The organism is Sutcliffiella horikoshii, from assembly GCF_044809035.1.
Lineage (GTDB): Bacteria > Bacillota > Bacilli > Bacillales > Bacillaceae_I > Sutcliffiella_A > Sutcliffiella_A horikoshii_G.
The window spans coordinates 4,230,072-4,248,464 of record NZ_CP085237.1 but is presented as its reverse complement, the minus strand read 5'-3'; the positions used below and the strand labels follow the sequence as shown (position 1 = coordinate 4,248,464).

Below are 18,393 nucleotides of genomic sequence, written 5' to 3'. Positions count from 1 at the left end.
CGGGGAGTCATAATGAAAACTCTCGAAATTTCAACATTACAATCTGGCGTGGAACAATTACTAGCAAAATTGTCACAACATAGAGAGCAAGTATCTCAGTTGGAATCTGCGGTCCATAATTTCTCCTCCCTTGACGAATCATTTAAAGGGCAAGCTGGAGAGTCCATACGTGGATTTTATCAGGATAGCCACCAGCCTTTTCTTCAATTTTTTAAAGAAGTGATAGAAATGTATGAGTCCGCTTTAAACGGGCTGAAAAATGAATTAAACGGTGTAGAACCGGCCTCAAACGGCGTCATAAAAGAAAATTTCCTGCAGCATGATATAGAGCAGGGATTGAACCAGGCAAGGGATTTCGTAATGGACCTGGCAGACGAAACCAATCAAAAGGTGCAAAGCATATCAGATATTGTATCTTTGCCAAGGATCCAAGATAGTTCTTTTCAAGGGCAGGTGCAAGCGGCAAGACAACATGTCGACCAGACGATAGAAAAATTGCACCGATTTGATCAAACACAGACAAGTGCCCTCGACCCAGTAGAACAGGGACTTCAGTTTATGAATCAGTATGTCCAGCAAGTGCAGGGACTTTTTACAAGTGGAAGTGTTTCCATCGACAGCTATAATCCTAACTTTTGCTATGCATCAGAGTATCTCCAGAATGGTGGAAGCAGAGATCCTTACTATGGATTCTCAACAGACCCCCGCGTTGTCGCAAACGGGGTGGATGCATCGGATACGGGTAGGGATGTGCCGTTTGAATGGGATCCGACCCCTACACTCGGTTTAAACTTTGATCAATGGAGAGAGCAGCCAATTAATGCAGCAACTAATTTAGGTGTAGTTACTGCGACAGCATATGGGGCTTCCAAGCGAATTAATCTTGCCAGACAAGGGTTTGGCGTACAGTTATTAAGTTATACAACTGCACAAGGAGTGACCAAGCCGCACATCAAAGTAAGTGAGCCTCATCTAGGTGGAATTAATAAAAATAATTATAAAGGTCCAAATGCAACTTCACATCCTAAACTGTGGAAAATGGTCAACCCGGCTGCAAGCGTAAAAGATGCCTTTAAATGGACTGGTAATCGATTAGGGTATATTGGAGTAGGGGCAACCGTAACAGGAGACATTGTCCATGGGGTACAGAACAACCAATCTGCTAGTGAAATTGCTGGGAATGTAACTGGTGATGTAGTGGTTGCGGGTGCTTCCATTGCAGCTTCCGCGGCCTTTGGTGCAAAAGCAGGAGCTGCGGCAGGAGCTGTACTGGGAGGACCAGTCGGCATAGTTGTAGGGGCAGCTGTAGGTGCAGTGGCAGGTATTGTTGTTACTAGTTTGTTGAGTGACTTGAAATTTATGGACGTAGATAACGATGGAAAGAAAGATTCTGTTGGAGATGCAATTAAAAAGGGAACCACTGGTATTATAAACAAAGTTGGTTCGTGGTTTGGAAAATAGAGGGATAAATCTATCGGTATCGTTTTGAGGTGAGCTTATTGAAAAAACATCAAAGAGAAAACGAAATTGCATTATCATACTTAAACCTGCAAACACCACAACAAAATAGAGGGAACATCTTGGTCTTTTTTATTGTAACTCTGGATTTAATCGGTCTGTTGCCACTACTTGCGTATCCATATGCATGGGATTATTTTATAGCTGCCATTATTCCTGTAGCTATCATCCACCTTTGGGCGATTCTATATATTATTGATCCATATAGATTTGAACGCTCCTACTACTTGTTTTTTGGGATATATGGATTTATAAACACATACGTCTATTTCCTGGCTACACAAAAGCTGATGTATGCTCATTTATCTATTACCTCACCAATTCCACTTATAGTAGGAGCTACACTTTATGGAGGATTACTGATCACCTTTAACATATTTAATATTAAAGCTTTGTATTCTGGCTTTTACGCAAAAATGCAAAAGAACGGGACTAAAGTAAATGTTTCGCCTATCATTGCATTTTCAGGGGTAGGATACTTTATAGCCCAATTACTAATGTCTGTCGTCTATTCTGCCTCTTTTACAGCTATTCTATTAGTCTCCTTAATATCACTACTAGCAATTGTGACAGCATTCTTTTCAACATTCGTACATAAATATTTTTTCATTAAGAAAAACTTCAGTTTGGTGAAAGAAATTTATCCAGACTTCGGACTGCCCAAAAGTCAACGGAGAACTTATCAAAAGAAGAAGAAAAAATAACCGAGGGGGAATGGCTTCATGAACTGGACCCTAACCATAAAAGACCTCTATCTATTAACCAAAATGCTCGGAGCAAAAGTCCTTGTCGGCATTCCTAATCCGTTCCTTAGACACCGCGAGGAAGACATGGAGCAGGAATGGGAGGCTACGTTCAAGAAGCTACATAAAATGGAACTGGTTGACCTGGTGGATAGTGAGTTGAAGTTTGAAGAAAATTTTATCCAAACGCTGTGGGTGATGGCAAGATCCAATATGATTACTGAAGTTTTGACCGACCAATCAACTCAAAGTCTGTTCTATTTTAGTGAGGACAGGGTTGTAGAAGTGAGTAAGGGCAACGAAGAGGAATACACTCTTCAATGCCATCCTGCCCCTGATTTGACTTGGAACCAAGTAATCATTCCGCGGATGTTGATGGGGGTGGAGAATATTCCAGCCCGTCAGACAAAAAATCTTTACCTTACTCCAGAAGAATACACCATCTATTGCGGGACAATGAAAATTGATAACAAGGATGAGCTGGCTGAAAGGCATGCTTTAACAATAGAAAATCCCATCATAAAGCAATTTGAGCTTGCTATTCAAAGAATAAAATATACAAACCGCCTAATGACCTTTTATCGTGAAAACGAGCAGTGGAGGGTGGAAGGGGTGCATCTATTGACCGCTCCTTCAGCCAACTGGACTTTACGGATGGTTCAAAAGGATGGAAAAGAAATGCTTGAGGCAAAGCAGTCACAAGGACAGGCACTTATGGAGGAAATACTGGGTGTTGTCCAACGGGTGAAAGTAAAGCAACCTTCCTAACATACAATGATTAAAACAGAAAGGCGGAGGGTGTACATGTTTAAAAAGAAAAGGAAATATGAAGATTACGCTGTTGCCATTTTGGTAGAAAACGAGTTAACGCTTGAGGAATATGAAAAGCTTGAAAAGCGATTTAGTGAGTTAGAAGCGGTTGGGTTAGTCAGCGAAGTTTTAGTTGATCATTTCGTAGAGGAATGGGGGATTTTTCAAAGGAAGTTCCCGGAAAGGCAACTTTCTTCGTTCCCCCGGTTTGTGGTCATCAGGGTTCATGAAGACAAAGTGACTCAGGCGGTAAGAGAGTTGGAGCAAAAAAAATGGTGGGACTGGCTATTTAATGCTATCCACCCTGATGAGTATATGGTAACAGAGCTAAAGGTCATATATGATTACGAGAACGCGGAATATTACACCGATAATTTAGAAGAAGCTGTTGCGTATTTGAATAATAAATAAAAAAGCAAGGCCTCCTCGGGCCTTGCTTTTTTAGACTCTAAGAAACCCTCTCCCGCCTAACCAACCGTTTCCTTTTCCCCTTAAACCAGTTATAAAACTCCCTGGCTTCCTCTTTTGACACTCCGTTTAGTTCACTGACATGAAGCGGGTTTGCCCTGTTCTGAAAGTGTAAGGTGGCAATTCCAAATTGGCGTTGCAGCCAGGAATGCTCTACAGATACTTGCTGGATACGGTTGTAGTGGGTGATGAATGTTTCGTTTGTGAGCCCGCCTTTTCTTATTTGGACAGTGTTTCCTTGGCGAAGATAGCTGGTGAAAAAGTAATCAAGCACACGTGTGACCAGTGAGATGATAAAGACGACGCCCGCAGCCCAGAGCCACTCTTTTTTAAAGAAGAAAAGGCCGACAGCTGCAATGATCGTAAAGTAGTATGGCACCAAGAGCTTGTACCATAGTACTTTGATTGGAAAGCGTTCCATGTTCTCTTGAATGGGATGGTGAGGTAATAGCGTTTCCAACAACAAGTACGCTTCGTGTTTTGGCATGAAAGGATAGAGGGAGCTTGTTTCTTGCTCTTCTGTTTTCATTTCGCCGACACTGATGAGCTTAATGGATGCAAGTCCGAGCAGGCGTTTTACCAGTGATTGTTCCACTACAATGGCTTGTACTTTCTCTTTGGAGATCGCAAAGCTGCTTGTGCTTCCAACTCCTTTTTTTATGTAAATGCGCTCGGCGTCATCGCTAATTTCGTAGTTTCCATACTTGATGGTTGTCTGCAAGTAGCCAATGCCCACAGAGATGACCATGGCGAGCACAAAAAGGATGATTAACATCCACCAATGCAGAAGCAAATAGTCAAATGCGCCTTCAGCGGTGTCCTCGATATTGAAAAAATCGGCAAGGTTGAAATAGATGGTCGTTAGCAGCGGAAAGATGGCCAGAAAGCTCAACGATGTAAAGGAGGCTTTCAACAGATCCTTTTTATTAGAGCGGAAGTGAACCTTCTTAATGCCACCATACTCTATCTCATCTTGGTCAAATTCACCCTCTGAAGGAGCTTTTTCTAACAATCTCGAAAGGATGCGTTCTTTTTCAGAGACAGTCAAGACAGGAAAATTTACAGCGGAACCTTCTACGGTTGTTCCGGTTTCCAAGGTCAATGAAGTCAAGCCGAACCATTTATGGATAAAGGTTGTCTTTGAATGATGGTTCTGAATTTTGTCAAAGGAAACGGTGCGCTGTTCTTTTACGAAAACGCCTTCTTTAAGCACAAAAGAATCCCCAATCACTTCATAACGGTAAAGAAACCATTTTAATACGATGACGATAAGTGTCCACGCTATACCTATCAAGAATATGTAACGACCCCATACAATCCAGTCGGAAGTAGAATTGATTTTCAACACAAAAAGGAAGAGGAAGATGGCAATGGAGTTTTTCAGTAGGTTGACAAACTCTAGAATCATCCACGCAGGATGAAACCTTTTGACCTGCTGTGACATCAATATTCCTCCCTTTCTATCAGGTCGCTCTCTTTTACTTTTGCCAGCTGTGCAATCTCTGCCTTTAGCAGTTTGGCCTTTTCTGCAGGGATGGCAGGTATGGTGTGCTGGGTCGTAGTGGTGCCTATTATAAGGTTGTAAAGTTCAAATCTCCTCATGATGGGACCTTGCTCTGTGCGAACAAACTCCACTTTTTCCATGGGGACCAATGTGTGACTTTCATTCCATTTCCCTTTTTTCATTTGAACAAAGTCTTCATCAATCTCATAACGCCATGTCTTTTGAAGAAAAACAGGCTCGATAAAAATAGAATAAATCGCGGATAGGATCATGATTCCAAGTAAGAAATAAAGAGTTACCTGGATCCAACCATACCACTGAAAGTGCTCGCTGCAGTAGAGAAGGATTCCTAAAACGATGAGGGCGATACCGTGTCCAATCGTGTTGGAGATCCTCCACACTTGTACAGCTTGATTTGCGATTTTCCCGCTTGGTTCTTTGATGGTTAAATACATAATAAAAACCTCCTAAATATCTATACGTTTTAATAAAATTATAGTTTCACGTGAAACTATAAATAATTTTTAAGAAAAATAGCAAAATAGTATTGACTTGAAAATGATTATCATTACAATAGTAAATGAGAGTGATTATCATTTTTAATAGAAATACATACATAGGGAGTGTCCATAGTGAAAAAGTTTACTGTCATTTTAAGCATGATGCTAGCTTTAATGTTAGCGTTAACAGGCTGTGTGAGCAGCACCAATAATAATGGAAATACCTCTTCTCAGAACAATGGTGGGGCTGAGAACAACGAAGAAGCAACAAACGAGCAAGAGTCTGGAGAAGTAAACGTATATACTAGCCGTCACTACGAAGCAGATCAAATGCTTTATAAAAAGTTTGAAGAAGAAACTGGAATTAAAGTTAATGTAGTAGAAGGTAAAGGCGAAGAGTTAATGGAGCGCTTGAATAGAGAAGGAGAAGCGACGGAAGCAGATGTATATATCACTGCTGATGCTGGAAACCTTTATCAGGCAAAAGAAGCGGAATTACTTCAAGCAGTTGAAAGTGATGTTTTAGCTGAAAATGTTCCAGAAAAATTACGTGATGTAGATAACCAATGGTTCGGATTAACAAAACGTGCGCGTGTTATCGTATATGATAAAGAGCGAGTAAGCCCTGAAGAATTATCTACTTACGAAGCTTTGGCTGAACCTGAGTGGAAAGATCGTGTAGTGGTAAGATCTTCTGAAAATATGTACAACATGTCTTTATTGGCATCTTTCATTGATATCATGGGTAACGAAGAAGCAAAAGCATGGGCGCAAGGAATTGCGGATAACATGGCTCGTGACCCTGAAGGTGGAGACCGCGACCAAGCGAAAGCTGTTGTTGCAGGAGAAGCGGATGTTGCAATCATGAACACTTACTATATCGGTGTTATGTTGAACGGAACGGATGAAGAAGAGAAGAAGGTAGCTGAAAACGTTGGCGTATTCTTCCCTAACCAAGAAACAACTGGTACACACATCAACATCAGTGGTGCTGGCGTAACAAAGCATGCAAAAAATAAAGAAAATGCGGTTAAATTCATTGAGTTCTTAAGCAGCGAAGAGGCGCAAGGCCAATTTGCAGAAGCGAACTCTGAATACCCAGTAAATGAGAAAGTGGAACCATCCGAGTTATTAAAATCTTGGGGTGAGTTCAAAGAGCAAGACATCAACCTTTCTAAGTTAGGTGAAAACCAACAAGAAGCAATTCGCATCTTCAACGAGGTTGGCTGGAAATAATCAAATATGAACAAACCATGAACCGAAGCACATCAGATAGTGCTTCGGTTCTATTAATTTGGAATCTTCTGTTCCATTTGAGAATGATTTTCGTTATAATTTAGAATGGAGAAATAAAGAGGCAACAGGCTTTATCGAACGAAGGATGTGTCATCTGTGAATAGGTTTCATTGGTCAAGAGTTCGTCATAAGGGTTGGGCTCTGCTCAGTCTTCTTTTTATAACGATTATTTTAATTCCAAATTTACTTATAGCCGTTGAATTTTTTACAAAAGGAAATGAAAACTGGCTCCATATACGAGAATACTTATTGAAGGATTACCTTCAAAATTCAGCCGTGATCATTATTTTCACTGCGCTTGCAACCATGTTGATCGGCACAAGCCTGGCATGGTTGATAACCATTTATCAGTTTCCGATGCGAAATTTTTTGAAGTGGGCATTAATCTTACCCTTAGCGATACCACCATATATTGCGGCATATACCTTTCACGGTATCCTGAATTATACCGGCGTCATCCAGACTACCTTGCGTAACTCATTTGATATTAAGGTAAATCAGTCTTACTTTGATATCATGAGTATCCAGGGGGCCATCTTCATTTTCACGGTCACCTTATTTCCATACGTGTACGCAATTACGAGAAGCTTTTTTCAAAACCTATCAGCCTCCGTGTTGGAAAATGCGAGATTGCTAGGCGGAAATGACGTGGATACTTTCTTTAGAGTAGCCTTGCCGATTTCAAGAGCTGCGATTGTAGGGAGTGTGACCTTAGTTATTCTAGAAGTACTTAATGATTACGGCGTTACAAGTTATTTTGGCATTCAGACGGTAAGTACCGCTATCTTCCGTACATGGTATGGAATGATGGACCTTGATTCAGCCTTGAAGTTGGCAGGAACTCTGATGGTGCTGGTAATGGTTGTATTGATGTTTGAAAGAATCATAAGAGGGAGAAAGAAGTTTTTTGATCCTTCCTCTAAGGTTCGCCCGATTCAGCCGAAGAAACTTACCGGTGCAAAGGCATGGGGAGTATTTGCATACTGCTTTGGGATCTTTACCATTGCATTCATTATTCCATTGCTGCAGCTTTTACGCTGGGGATTCATGACCTATGAAAAAGTATTTAACGCCGAGTTTATCACGCTTGCTAAAAACTCCGTATTAGTAGCGTCCATAGCATCTATAATCATCATTGTAGTGGCTTTGATTATTTCCAACTATACGAGGTTACAGTCAGGATTGCTGACTAAGTTCATCTCTAGGGTGACAACACTTGGGTACTCCATTCCAGGAGCAGCCATCGCCATTGCCGTCATCACGATATTCATATCATTAGATCAATATATTGTGGCGTTCCTTGCACAATTCAACTTAAAACCTGAGTTTGTGTTACGAACGACCTTAATCATGTTGATTTTTGCTTATGTGATTCGATTTCTTGCCATTGGATTTAATAATATAGAAGCTGGCTTTGAAAAGATAGGTAACAGGTATTCGGAAACCTCCAGGATGCTTGGCGCGTCGACTTTAAGGACCTTTTTTCTGGTGGACCTTCCGTTATTACGAGGAGCAATTGCTAGCGGGTTTATCTTAGTGTTTGTGGATATTCTAAAAGAATTACCGTTAACCTTGTTCTTGCAACCTTTTAACTTTTCAACGCTTGCGACTCAGGCTTTCAAATATGCAAATGATGAACGTGTGCAGGAGGCTTCCATCGCTTCCCTGATGATTATCTTCATAAGTGCTCTGTGTATCTTCATCTTTCACCGAGTACTTGATAAGGAGGCAAACTAATGTTTATCCAGATCAGAGACTTGCAGTTTCAGTATAAAAATACGAAAAAAAATACACTTGATCACATCCAGGTCGACATTGAACGCGGGGAGATTATTTCCATTCTCGGGAAAAGCGGGAGCGGAAAAAGTACCTTGCTGCGCATCATTGCTGGACTTGAAAATCCAACCTCCGGAAGCATGAAATTAAATGGGGAAGTGATGTTTGATCCGCGAACATTCATTGTACCGGAAAAACGCGGCATCGGTGTAGTGTTCCAAGATTATGCCTTGTTTCCTCATATGACGGTTGCCCAAAACATCAAGTACGGGTTGCGCAAGTTGAACCGAAAGCAAAAGCAGGAGCGACTAGAAGAGATGCTTAGCTTAATCAATTTGTCAGAATACGGCCAGCGGTATCCATATGAGCTAAGCGGAGGACAACAGCAGCGCGTAGCCTTGGCTCGTGCGTTGGCACCGGCACCGTCCTTGTTGTTGTTGGATGAGCCGTTCAGTAACTTGGACGCTCACCTGCAAGAGAAAATTCGTGACGAGTTAAAAGAGATTTTGAAGAAAACCGGCATCACCTCCATCTTCGTCACTCATGACTTTGCAGACGCCAAAGCCATCGCCGACCGGATTCTATACATTGATGAAGGACAACTGGTTAATAGAGCCTGTGACTTGGTAATGAGTTAAAGGGGTAAAAAGGGGTCTGACCCTCAGTGCTTTAAAGCACTGAGGGTCAGACCCCTTTTTTATTGTCTCAACGCCCGAAACGACTTCGCGGGAGTAAAAACGGTAGTAGAGAGCCCTCATCAACACCCGAACTACCTCGCCAAAAGCTCAAACGGTAACAGAGAGAACCCTCACACCTCCAAACTCACTTCCTCAACAACAAATACATAAAGTAAGGTGCCCCTATCAACGCGACCATAACCCCTGCTGGAATACCGCTATCAATCAAGTTGCGTCCCACCGTGTCCGCAAACAATAGCAGCCAGCCGCCGATCAAGATTGCTACAGGTAAGAACAATTGATTTCTAGGTCCCACCAGCGACTTCGCCATATGAGGAGCCATCAAACCAACGAAAGCAATACCACCTGTCACCGAAACCGCGGAAGCTGCAAGTGCTACTGCCGTCAATAACAAAACCAATCGTTCCTTCTCAATAGATACCCCAACCCCGATTGCGACAGGCTCACTCATGCCAAGCAAATTCAATCGGTGTGCTTTATACAAAGTAAATGGAACCAACACAAGCAGCCATGGCAATAACGCCAGTATAAATGGCCAATCGCTGCCCCAAATGTTACCTGCGAGCCATTTGGCGATGAAATCCACTTTTACACGCTCAGCAGAAGAAATCAAGATGATCATCATACCCGAAAGTGCCATCGAAAACCCCACTCCGACCAATACAAGCCGAACAGGCTGAAGTCCGCCATTCCTCTGATATGAGAACAAATATATCAACATGGCTGTGAGAAGTGCCCCGAAAAAAGCAACCGCTGGTAACATATAAACGAACGAACCAACGTTAATCGGAACATATAAAAAGAAAATAGAAATGGCCACACCTGCCCCAGCATTAATACCAATAATCCCAGGATCGGCGAGATCATTACGGGTAATTCCTTGAAGGATCGCACCGGATAATGCAAGCGCCATCCCAGCAAGTATGGTGATGACAATCCGTGGAAGCCTGATGGAAAATAAAACAAATTCCTCTTTAAAACTCCCTTGACCAAACAAAGTCGGTATGAGCCTGTCGAACGACAATGATGCCGGTCCAACTCCGATACCAATAACAACAGTAGCCAAGATAAGCAAAGCAAAAAGAACCACAATCATACGTTGTTTTCTTACAATAGATGGATGAATCATGAGAATGCTTTCCCTCCTTTACGGACAATGACAAGAAAGAAGGGGAGCCCGACCATCGCCACGATTGCAGCGACTGGTGTTTCGTAAGGTGCGTTGATAGTGCGTCCCAGTGTGTCAGCAAAGAGCATAAAGGTAGCTCCAACTATGGCGGACATCGGCAGGATAAAACGGTAATCCGTTCCCACGATGGCACGTACAATATGAGGAACCATCAACCCGATAAACGCCATATTCCCGACAAGGGCAACAGAGGCACCCGTCAACAAAATAATGACAACAAACAGTACAGCTTTTACAAAGGCAATCTTCTGCCCCAACCCAACCGCAACTTCCTCGCTAAGACTAAGAATGGTCAGTTGTCTGGATAGGTAAAGGGCCACAAGCAAGCCAACGGTGATTAACGGAATAATCAACTGTACTTGGCCCCAAGTTGTGCCAACAATCCCACCGGCCGTCCACATGGAAACGTCTCGCGACAGTTTAAAGGTCAGCGCGACCCCTTCCGCTATAGCAAAAAGAAAGGCAGAAACGGCAGCACCTGCAAGGACAATTCGAAGAGGGGAAAAGCCGCCTTTCCGGATGGCGCCTAAACCAAACACCAGGATTGCCCCCACCGCGGCCCCAATAAAACAAGCAATGGTGACGCCGTAGTAGTTAATAGAAGGCAAGAATGCCAACGTGATAGCAAGTGCGGCGTTCGCTCCAGCCGTCAACCCGAGAAGACCTGGATCTGCGAGAGGATTCCTTGTCATCCCTTGCATAATGGCACCAGCAACCGACAACCCAGCGCCAACAAAAATTGCGGCTACCTCACGCGGTAGCCGTATTTCACGGATGATCAAGATCTTATCCCCACTAGTTGCCGGAGAAGTTAAGGCCAACCAAACATCGCGAATGGTAGTATCGGCAGCACCAAGCACCATAGCAGCAAAAAACACCGCCCCAAAGACGATGATTGCCCCCATAAATTTAATTGTAAAAGGAATCTTTCGTTCCAATGCAATCTTCATTTGCCTCATCTTTTCTATATTAGAATTGGAGTAATACCCTTGTTGATCGTAGTGCAAGGTGCGCAGACTCCTGCGGGAGGAAGGGACAGGGGAGACCCCGCAACGAAGTGAGGAGGCTCCCGGACCGCCCGCGGAAAGCGAAGCGCCTGGAACGGAGATCAACTTGTTCAAGCAAAACCAATTGGTAGTAAAAATTGAATAAGAGGGACCTTCCAATAAAAGAAGGATCCCTCCAAAAAGTCTTAGTTTCCTAAAAAGCTATCTTTAAAGAAATCCAATTGGAAATCAAGGGAAATCGGATCGTTAAAATAGAACTCTTTTGCATCCGCTTCAAAAACTTGACCATTCTTCACAGCTGGAATATTCTTGTACGTATCTGTTTCCTGGAAGGATGTATCTCCTTCAGAATTCTTACTGAATACAACATAATCACCTGCAAACTCAGGCAGTACCTCAAAAGAAAGGGTATAATAACCAGCTTCTAAAGCTTCTTCTTTTACTCTTTCAGGCATCTTTAGCTTCATTTCCTGATAAAGAATCTCTGTACCTCGTCCCCAGTTGTCGCCGAAAACGTAAAGCTCCTTGTCAAAGTTTTCGATCACGGAGACTGTTGCATCTTCGCCGATTTTCGCGCGAATCTCTTCGCCCGCTTCTTGAGCACGAGTCTTGAAGTCATCCACCCATTTTTTTGCTTCTTCTTCTTTATTCAATAGCTTGCCAATTTCGATATGTTGTGTGAGATAGTCCACTTTCCCGTAAGTGTACGCGACAGTTGGTGCAATTTCGCCTAACTGTTCCAGGTTGTTCGTGTTGGATGCCGCGATAATGAGGTCTGGATCTAATTCAATAATCTTCTCTAAATCTTGATCGGTGATTTCTTCGGCATTTTCAAGGTACTCCTTGTAACGTGGATTGGCCATTGCCCAAGAGTCCGTTCCAACAATATTTGTTCCTAGAGCCATGACATTTCCAGCAACGAAAGAGTTTATTACTACGACTCTTTGAGGATCTGCTGGTACTTCAATAGGACCTGTTTCTGCTTCATAGGTGATGGTTTCAGAGGAGGAAGCATTTCCTTCATTGGAACTATCAGCATTTTTGTTACTTGCATTATTATTTGTGTTTCCGCAGGCACTAACGACCAGCAATAGCAGGAATACGAAGGGAATCATTAATTTTTTCATCTTGGTTGTCTCCTTTAAGTAAGTTGTAAGTTAAGCACATAGGTTTATTGGTTCTTGGGTCTCGGCCGATTTCAGCGTCGATTTGAAAGACTTGTCTTAATACTTTAGATGTAATTACCTCTTCACAATTTCCCGACTTGATGATGTTTCCATCTTTTAAAGCAATAAGGTAATCGGCAAATCTGGCAGCCTGGTTTAAATCGTGCAGGACCATGATGATGGTGCGTTCTTGTTCTCTGTTAAGCTTTTGCAGAAGCTCCAACACTTCCAACTGGTGGGCCATGTCCAAGTAGGTGGTAGGTTCATCTAGGAAAATGATTTCTGTTTCCTGTGCCAAGGCCATCGCAATCCATACGCGTTGACGTTGTCCGCCGGATAGTGCATCAACCGGGCGGTATTTAAATTCTGTGGTTCCTGTTACCTCAAGTGCCCAGTCTATGACCTCATAATCTTTTTTGGTCAATCTTCCAAATCCTTTTTGATAGGGAAAACGGCCATAGGATACCAGCTCGCCGACCGTCAATCCGCTTACACTTTCAGGTGTTTGAGGTAGGATGGCCATTTTTTTAGCCAGTGATTTTGTGTTCTCTTGGGCAATCTCTTGTCCATCTAGGAGGATAGCTCCAGATTGATGGGAGATGATTCGGGTGATGGCTTTTAGTAGCGTGGATTTTCCGCAGCCGTTAGAGCCAATAATTGTTGTAATCTGTTTATCTGGTATTTCAATGGATAAGTCTTTTATGATTAAGCGTTCACCATAGCCAATGTTTAGGTCTTTAGTGTATAGGCGAACCATTATGTAACCTCCAGTTTAAAATATGTTTACAATAATGATAATGATTATCAGTGTCGCTACAACTATTACTATAAGACTATCAATAGGGGTTGTCAATGAGTAACTGAGAAATAATATCAATATACAAAGATTGATGGTTGTAACTCTTTCCTACGCTAACGTGAGAAAGAGTTTATAGTCGTCATTTGTATGGAAAATCATTATAATGAATAAGTCAAAAGAACTACTCATAGTTTTCAGATAGGTTCATATTTAGAAATAGGGAGTTGAGTAAGTTGTTACCAAGAGTATCTGTCATCATTCCCACCTATAACCGATTAGGGATGCTTTCGGAGTTGATGGAAGCCCTCGTTCAGCAAACAAGGAAAGATTTTGAAGTGATTGTTGTCAATGATGGAGGGGAAAGAGTGGATAATTTAAAAGAATACTACCCAGAATTAGATCTCACCATCATAGATTTGACCGAGAATGTAAAGCATGTCCAAGCAAGGAATATTGGCGTTTCTTTTGCAAAAGGGGAATTTATCATGCTCATAGATGATGACGACCTGATTGTCTCCACCCATTTAGAAACGATGATAGAAAAGATAAAAGGCGCTGATCTGGTCTATTCGGATGTGGAAATTGTGCAGTATGAAAAAAGAAATGGGGTTCGGGAAGCGACAGGCAGACATCTTTTCGCCTACGAGCTTGACTTACCTGCGATGAGGAAGTTTTCTACGTTCGTCCCATCTGGCAGCCTTTATAGAAGCTGTCTACATGACCGAATCGGTAAGTTTGATCCTGAAATGAAGAATTATTGGGATTGGGACTTTTTCTTGCGGGTATCTGAGAAGTTCAAAGTAGCAAGATCAGCAGTAGCAGGGGTACTGTACGATTTTTCTGCAGAAAACAGTAATCAGTCCAAAGACTTGGCTAGCATGAGGTTCTATTTAGACCGCCTGTCAGAGAAGCATCGGTTAGGAAACTTGCCGACGAAAAATTTCTGGCTGTTGCTAGAGGAATCAGAAGTGAAAAAGAGGGAGGCTACAAGCAACATCGTTTGGAATGGAATGCCGTTTATCTCTAGACTGCAGCGATTAGGGAGGCTTGAAGAGGCATAAAAAATAGGAAAGGAACAAGTCCCTTTCCTACTAAATTATTTACCATGCATCTTAAACTCCAAAAACAACTCATTATAATAAGCCAAGTTCCGTTTCCCGAGATTCTCATAAACCTCGAGTTTCTCTGTAAGCTCAGGTGGCGGATAGAAACGCTCGTCACCTGTCAGTTCTTCATCTAAAAGCGGCAATGCAGCCTTATTTGGAGTAGAATAACTGACATACTCTGTGTTTTCCGCAGCAACTTCGGCATCTAAGATAAAGTTGATAAACTGATGTGCAGCTTCGACGTTTTTGGCCGTCTTGGGAATGACCATATTGTCAAACCAAAGGTTAGATCCTTCTATCGGAACCACATATTCAAGGTCTTCGTTTTCCCACATCAGTTCGGCAGCAACCCCGGACCAGACAAGTCCGATGGCCGCCTCTTCATTTTCAATCAGCATGCGGTTCTCATCGCCGACAATGGCTTTAATGTTAGGAGTAAGCGTATCTAGCTTTCTTTTTGCTTCAAGCAGATGTTCTTTATCCGTATCATTTAATGAATAACCTAAACTGTTAAGGGCCATCCCCATCACTTCACGGGCACCATCCACCAAGAGAATTTCATTTTTCAAATCCTCATCCCATAGGTCATTCCAGCTTGTAATCTCTTTTCCACCTAACATAGAGGGGTTATAGACGATTCCTACCGTTCCCCAAAAATAAGGGACAGAGTATTTATTTTCCGGATCAAAGGGAAGATCCATGAATCGTTCGTCGATGTTCCCAAGGTTAGGGAGCTTAGAATGATCTAGCGGAATCAGAAGATCTTCTTTAATCATTTTATCAATCATATATTCAGAAGGAACCGCGATATCGTAGGTGGTTCCGCCCTGTTCAATTTTAGTTTTCATCGCTTCGTTCGAATCAAACGTTTCATAAATGACCTTCACACCAGTTTCCTCTTCAAATTGCTCGATCACATCCATGTTGATATAGTCTCCCCAGTTGTAAATGGTCAACGTGTTTCCGCCGGAGTATCCTTGAGCGGAATTCAATTCGGTGATGGCATACCAAAGGACTGCTGACGTCATCACAACCGCGACAGTAAACTGTACAAGCTTCTTCATCGTCTGACCCCCATTCCAGTAGGTTTATTACGAACCGTGATGAAGTAGTAAACAATCACAAGGACAATGGTGAACAGGAACAGTAAAGTGGAAAGTGCATTAATGTTCAGTGAAATTCCACGGCGTGCAAGGGAGTAGATTTCAACAGAAAGGGTGGTGAATCCATTCCCTGTTACAAAGAATGTAACCGCGAAATCATCTAAAGAATAGGTGAGCGCCATGAAGAAACCGGCAAATATCCCTGGGGTGATATATGGCAGAACAACCTTCCTCATCACATCCCAGCGGCTTGCTCCTAAATCATGGGCCGCATCAATCAAGGTTGGGCTCATTTCCAAGAGCTTAGGCAATACCATCAACACGACAATGGGGACGCAAAAGGCAATATGGGATAACAGCACAGAGAACATGCCTAGTTTGATTCCAGCCATGGTAAAAAGAATAAGGAAAGAAGCACCGATAATAACGTCAGGGCTGACAATTAATACGTTATTCAACGATAATAACGTGTTCTTTGTTTTCCTATTTTTAAAAGAATAAATGGCGATGGCTCCCATCACGCCGATAACGGTTGAGATAAGTGCAGAAAGCAAGGCAATCAATAGTGTATTCAATACGATGATTAGCAGGCGCGTATCCGCGAACAACTCTTTATACCAATCCAATGTAAAGCTTTCAAAACCATACATCGTTCCTCCGCTGTTAAATGAATAAAACACGAGGAAGAAAATAGGCAGATAAAGAATCGCAAAAATGAAGACGAGAAATAACGTCGATAACGGAGATGTTTTTCTATTCCCCATGTTAGATTCCTCGCTTTCTGCTGCTTGTCAATTTCATGAAAAGGAACATGATGATAATTAAAAATACGGCAATAGTCGAACCCATCCCCCAGTCTTGAGTGACAAGGAAATGCTGTTCTATGGCGGTTCCAAGGGTGATGACCCTGTTACCGGCTATCAATCTTGTTAACATAAACAGCGATAATGCCGGAATGAATACAATCTGACATCCGACCTTTACTCCGTCTAAAGTAAGGGGCAATGTGACCCTCCAAAACGTTGTAAGGCGGGAAGCACCCAAATCGTTTGCGGCATCAATCAATGTCGGGTTCAGTTCATTCAATGCGTTGAAAATTGGCAAAATCATAAACGGAATAAAAATATAGACCGAAACAAACACAAAACTGAAGTCTGTAAACAAAAGTTGTTTAGAACCGATTCCGATTACTTCTAAAAAGCTGTTGGCCATACCGTAAGTGCCGAAGATACCTAGGAAGGCATAAGCTTTCAGGAGCAGATTGATCCAAGAAGGAACAATAAGCAACAAAAGCCAAAGGTATTTGTGACGGGTTTTAGTTAACAATAATGCCGTCGGATAGGCAATCAAAAGTGTGATAGCGGTAATTAAAAACGCATACCAAAACGAACTCAACGTCATTTTTAAATAGACGGGAGTAAAGAACTTTTGATAGTTTTCTAGTGACAAGGTGCCTTCTATGTTAAAAAAGGAATAATAGAGAACAAGTAATATCGGCGCTATGACAAACAGCGCAATCCAAAGCGCATAAGGGATAAAGTAAAGATTCTTCGTTACTCTATTTTCCATGGTTCTCTCCGCTTGTATGGGAATAGCCCTCTAAACGTCTATCAAAATCCTCTTCGGATTCGCCAAGGCGCATAACATGAATTGCCTCCGGGTCAAAATACAATCCAATTTGATCCCCGACAGAAGCCTTCTTCGTCGAATGAACAAGCCATTCGTTTCCTTCTTGGTCATAACTGCTTATCTCATAATGAACGCCGCGGAACAGTTGGGAGTCCACGCGTACCTGCAGCTTACCTTCTGCTGGTGTGGTGATTGCCAAATCCTCAGGTCGGATGACAATATCCACCTTCTCGTCATCTTTCAATCCCTTGTCCACACATTCAAATTGTTTGCCGGCAAATTCCACAAGGAAATCCTTGATCATTCGACCTTCCACAATATTGGATTCCCCGATAAAGTCTGCCACAAACCGGTTGATTGGCTCGTCATAAATATCTGTCGGCGTCCCGCTTTGAATAATTTTCCCTTCATTAAGGACAAAGATCTCATCTGACATTGCAAGAGCTTCTTCCTGATCATGGGTAACGAAAATAAACGTGATACCAAGACGCTGTTGAAGCTCCCTTAATTCATACTGCATTTCTGTACGCAGTTTCAGGTCTAGTGCTGATAGTGGTTCGTCTAGCAAAATTACTTCCGGTTCATTAACGATGGCACGCGCAATAGCAACACGCTGGCGCTGACCGCCGGACATTTCTCGGATTTCACGAGATTCAAAGCCCTCGAGGTTAACAAAACTAAGTGCTTCGTTCACTTTCTTTTCAATATCACCCTTTTTCAATTTTTTAATCTTCAGCCCAAAAGCGACATTTTCAAATACATTTAAGTGAGGGAACAGAGCATAATCTTGAAAAACGGTGTTCACTTGACGTTTGTTTGCGGGTACATCGTTGATTTTTTTCCCGTTAAAATAAATGTCCCCCGCAGTTGCCTCCGTAAAGCCGGCAATCAAACGAAGGATGGTCGTTTTCCCGCAGCCGGATGGGCCAAGCAGGGTATAGAATTTCCCGCGTTCTATTTCAAAACTGACATCATTAAGCACAGCAGGATCATTATCAAATTGCTTGCGGACATCTTTAAATTGAATAATTGCGTTAGTCATAGCAACCTCCCTATTTATATTAGAAGTTATTTATTTTAT

At 42.3% G+C, this 18,393-nt stretch carries 18 protein-coding genes; 8 read left to right on the top strand and 10 right to left on the bottom strand.

Going from position 1 to position 18,393, the window contains the following annotated elements:
* Positions 1 to 12 precede the first annotated feature (12 nt).
* Genes LG307_RS21660 through LG307_RS21645 form a run of 4 tightly spaced genes read left to right on the top strand, consistent with a single transcriptional unit; the run spans position 13 to position 3,482 of the window.
* Complete coding sequence (locus tag LG307_RS21660; protein ID WP_404446506.1) at positions 13 to 1,461, top strand: ribonuclease YeeF family protein; 1,449 nt, start codon at positions 13 to 15, stop codon at positions 1,459 to 1,461.
* A 38-nt stretch (positions 1,462 to 1,499) separates the two neighbouring features.
* The gene (locus tag LG307_RS21655) at positions 1,500 to 2,222 is read left to right on the top strand and encodes a hypothetical protein (RefSeq protein ID WP_404446503.1); all 723 of its coding nucleotides are present in this window, start codon (positions 1,500 to 1,502) and stop codon (positions 2,220 to 2,222) included.
* 18 nt (positions 2,223 to 2,240) lie between these two features.
* Positions 2,241 to 3,029 carry a hypothetical protein gene (locus LG307_RS21650; RefSeq protein ID WP_404446500.1) on the top strand — a complete coding sequence of 263 codons (789 nt, stop codon included), beginning with the start codon at positions 2,241 to 2,243 and terminating at the stop codon, positions 3,027 to 3,029.
* 36 nt (positions 3,030 to 3,065) lie between these two features.
* On the top strand, positions 3,066 to 3,482 hold the full coding sequence (locus LG307_RS21645) for a hypothetical protein (RefSeq protein ID WP_404446497.1): 417 nt from the start codon (positions 3,066 to 3,068) through the stop codon (positions 3,480 to 3,482).
* Positions 3,483 to 3,519: 37 nt separating this feature from the next.
* On the opposite strand, the gene LG307_RS21640 is transcribed toward LG307_RS21645, so the two are convergent.
* Together LG307_RS21640 and LG307_RS21635 are read right to left on the bottom strand one after the other, a co-directional pair.
* The gene (locus LG307_RS21640) at positions 3,520 to 4,983 is read right to left on the bottom strand and encodes a PH domain-containing protein (RefSeq protein WP_404446494.1); all 1,464 of its coding nucleotides are present in this window, start codon (positions 4,981 to 4,983) and stop codon (positions 3,520 to 3,522) included.
* Entirely contained in the window at positions 4,983 to 5,498 is a 516-nt protein-coding gene (locus LG307_RS21635) for a PH domain-containing protein (RefSeq protein WP_404446491.1), read from the bottom strand. The genes LG307_RS21640 and LG307_RS21635 overlap by 1 nt, the downstream gene beginning before the upstream one ends.
* A 177-nt stretch (positions 5,499 to 5,675) precedes the next feature.
* On the opposite strand from LG307_RS21635, the gene LG307_RS21630 reads away from it, so the two are divergent.
* The 3 genes from LG307_RS21630 (at position 5,676) to LG307_RS21620 (ending at position 9,253) form a co-directional block, all read left to right on the top strand.
* Entirely contained in the window at positions 5,676 to 6,779 is a 1,104-nt protein-coding gene (locus LG307_RS21630) for a Fe(3+) ABC transporter substrate-binding protein (RefSeq protein WP_404446488.1), read from the top strand.
* Between the two features lie 156 nt (positions 6,780 to 6,935).
* Positions 6,936 to 8,576, top strand: a complete 1,641-nt coding sequence (locus LG307_RS21625; RefSeq protein WP_404446485.1) for an ABC transporter permease — start codon at positions 6,936 to 6,938, stop codon at positions 8,574 to 8,576.
* A complete protein-coding gene (locus LG307_RS21620; RefSeq protein ID WP_404446482.1) occupies positions 8,576 to 9,253 on the top strand; it encodes an ABC transporter ATP-binding protein in 678 nt (225 codons plus the stop codon). Before LG307_RS21625 ends, LG307_RS21620 begins: the two co-directional genes overlap by 1 nt.
* Positions 9,254 to 9,437: 184 nt before the next feature.
* Here the strand turns inward: LG307_RS21620 and LG307_RS21615 are convergent, their stop codons facing one another.
* From LG307_RS21615 to LG307_RS21600, 4 genes are all read right to left on the bottom strand, one after another.
* Positions 9,438 to 10,442, bottom strand: coding sequence for a FecCD family ABC transporter permease (locus LG307_RS21615; protein WP_404446479.1), 1,005 nt, complete (start codon positions 10,440 to 10,442; stop codon positions 9,438 to 9,440).
* Positions 10,439 to 11,452: a FecCD family ABC transporter permease gene (locus tag LG307_RS21610; RefSeq protein ID WP_404450527.1), complete on the bottom strand. Its 1,014-nt coding sequence runs from the start codon at positions 11,450 to 11,452 to the stop codon at positions 10,439 to 10,441. Before LG307_RS21610 ends, LG307_RS21615 begins: the two co-directional genes overlap by 4 nt.
* A gap of 242 nt (positions 11,453 to 11,694) precedes the next feature.
* Entirely contained in the window at positions 11,695 to 12,636 is a 942-nt protein-coding gene (locus LG307_RS21605) for an iron-hydroxamate ABC transporter substrate-binding protein (protein ID WP_404446476.1), read from the bottom strand.
* A complete protein-coding gene (locus LG307_RS21600) occupies positions 12,587 to 13,432 on the bottom strand; it encodes an ABC transporter ATP-binding protein (protein WP_404446474.1) in 846 nt (281 codons plus the stop codon). Before LG307_RS21600 ends, LG307_RS21605 begins: the two co-directional genes overlap by 50 nt.
* A 275-nt stretch (positions 13,433 to 13,707) precedes the next feature.
* On the opposite strand from LG307_RS21600, the gene LG307_RS21595 reads away from it, so the two are divergent.
* The gene (locus LG307_RS21595; protein ID WP_404446471.1) at positions 13,708 to 14,535 is read left to right on the top strand and encodes a glycosyltransferase family 2 protein; all 828 of its coding nucleotides are present in this window, start codon (positions 13,708 to 13,710) and stop codon (positions 14,533 to 14,535) included.
* A 35-nt stretch (positions 14,536 to 14,570) separates the two neighbouring features.
* On the opposite strand, the gene LG307_RS21590 is transcribed toward LG307_RS21595, so the two are convergent.
* From LG307_RS21590 to LG307_RS21575, 4 genes are read right to left on the bottom strand one after another with little or no spacing between them, the layout of a single operon-like run.
* Positions 14,571 to 15,644: a PotD/PotF family extracellular solute-binding protein gene (locus LG307_RS21590; RefSeq protein ID WP_404446468.1), complete on the bottom strand. Its 1,074-nt coding sequence runs from the start codon at positions 15,642 to 15,644 to the stop codon at positions 14,571 to 14,573.
* Positions 15,641 to 16,447, bottom strand: coding sequence for an ABC transporter permease (locus tag LG307_RS21585; protein ID WP_404446466.1), 807 nt, complete (start codon positions 16,445 to 16,447; stop codon positions 15,641 to 15,643). Before LG307_RS21585 ends, LG307_RS21590 begins: the two co-directional genes overlap by 4 nt.
* A gap of 1 nt (position 16,448) precedes the next feature.
* Positions 16,449 to 17,252, bottom strand: a complete 804-nt coding sequence (locus tag LG307_RS21580; protein WP_404446464.1) for an ABC transporter permease — start codon at positions 17,250 to 17,252, stop codon at positions 16,449 to 16,451.
* Entirely contained in the window at positions 17,242 to 18,354 is a 1,113-nt protein-coding gene (locus LG307_RS21575; protein WP_404446462.1) for an ABC transporter ATP-binding protein, read from the bottom strand. Before LG307_RS21575 ends, LG307_RS21580 begins: the two co-directional genes overlap by 11 nt.
* Between the last annotated feature and the right edge of the window lie 39 nt (positions 18,355 to 18,393).

Excerpts from the sequence above, each read along its gene's own strand:
- LG307_RS21660 (WP_404446506.1), top strand. The coding sequence starts at position 13 with ATGAAAACTCTCGAAATTTCAACATTACAATCTGGCGTGGAACAATTA.
- LG307_RS21650 (WP_404446500.1), top strand. The coding sequence starts at position 2,241 with ATGAACTGGACCCTAACCATAAAAGACCTCTATCTATTAACCAAAATG.
- LG307_RS21645 (WP_404446497.1), top strand. The coding sequence starts at position 3,066 with ATGTTTAAAAAGAAAAGGAAATATGAAGATTACGCTGTTGCCATTTTG.
- LG307_RS21640 (WP_404446494.1), bottom strand. The coding sequence starts at position 4,983 with ATGTCACAGCAGGTCAAAAGGTTTCATCCTGCGTGGATGATTCTAGAG.
- LG307_RS21635 (WP_404446491.1), bottom strand. The coding sequence starts at position 5,498 with ATGTATTTAACCATCAAAGAACCAAGCGGGAAAATCGCAAATCAAGCT.
- LG307_RS21620 (WP_404446482.1), top strand. The coding sequence starts at position 8,576 with ATGTTTATCCAGATCAGAGACTTGCAGTTTCAGTATAAAAATACGAAA.
- LG307_RS21615 (WP_404446479.1), bottom strand. The coding sequence starts at position 10,442 with ATGATTCATCCATCTATTGTAAGAAAACAACGTATGATTGTGGTTCTT.
- LG307_RS21610 (WP_404450527.1), bottom strand. The coding sequence starts at position 11,452 with ATGAAGATTGCATTGGAACGAAAGATTCCTTTTACAATTAAATTTATG.
- LG307_RS21605 (WP_404446476.1), bottom strand. The coding sequence starts at position 12,636 with ATGAAAAAATTAATGATTCCCTTCGTATTCCTGCTATTGCTGGTCGTT.
- LG307_RS21600 (WP_404446474.1), bottom strand. The coding sequence starts at position 13,432 with ATGGTTCGCCTATACACTAAAGACCTAAACATTGGCTATGGTGAACGC.
- LG307_RS21590 (WP_404446468.1), bottom strand. The coding sequence starts at position 15,644 with ATGAAGAAGCTTGTACAGTTTACTGTCGCGGTTGTGATGACGTCAGCA.
- LG307_RS21585 (WP_404446466.1), bottom strand. The coding sequence starts at position 16,447 with ATGGGGAATAGAAAAACATCTCCGTTATCGACGTTATTTCTCGTCTTC.
- LG307_RS21580 (WP_404446464.1), bottom strand. The coding sequence starts at position 17,252 with ATGGAAAATAGAGTAACGAAGAATCTTTACTTTATCCCTTATGCGCTT.
- LG307_RS21575 (WP_404446462.1), bottom strand. The coding sequence starts at position 18,354 with ATGACTAACGCAATTATTCAATTTAAAGATGTCCGCAAGCAATTTGAT.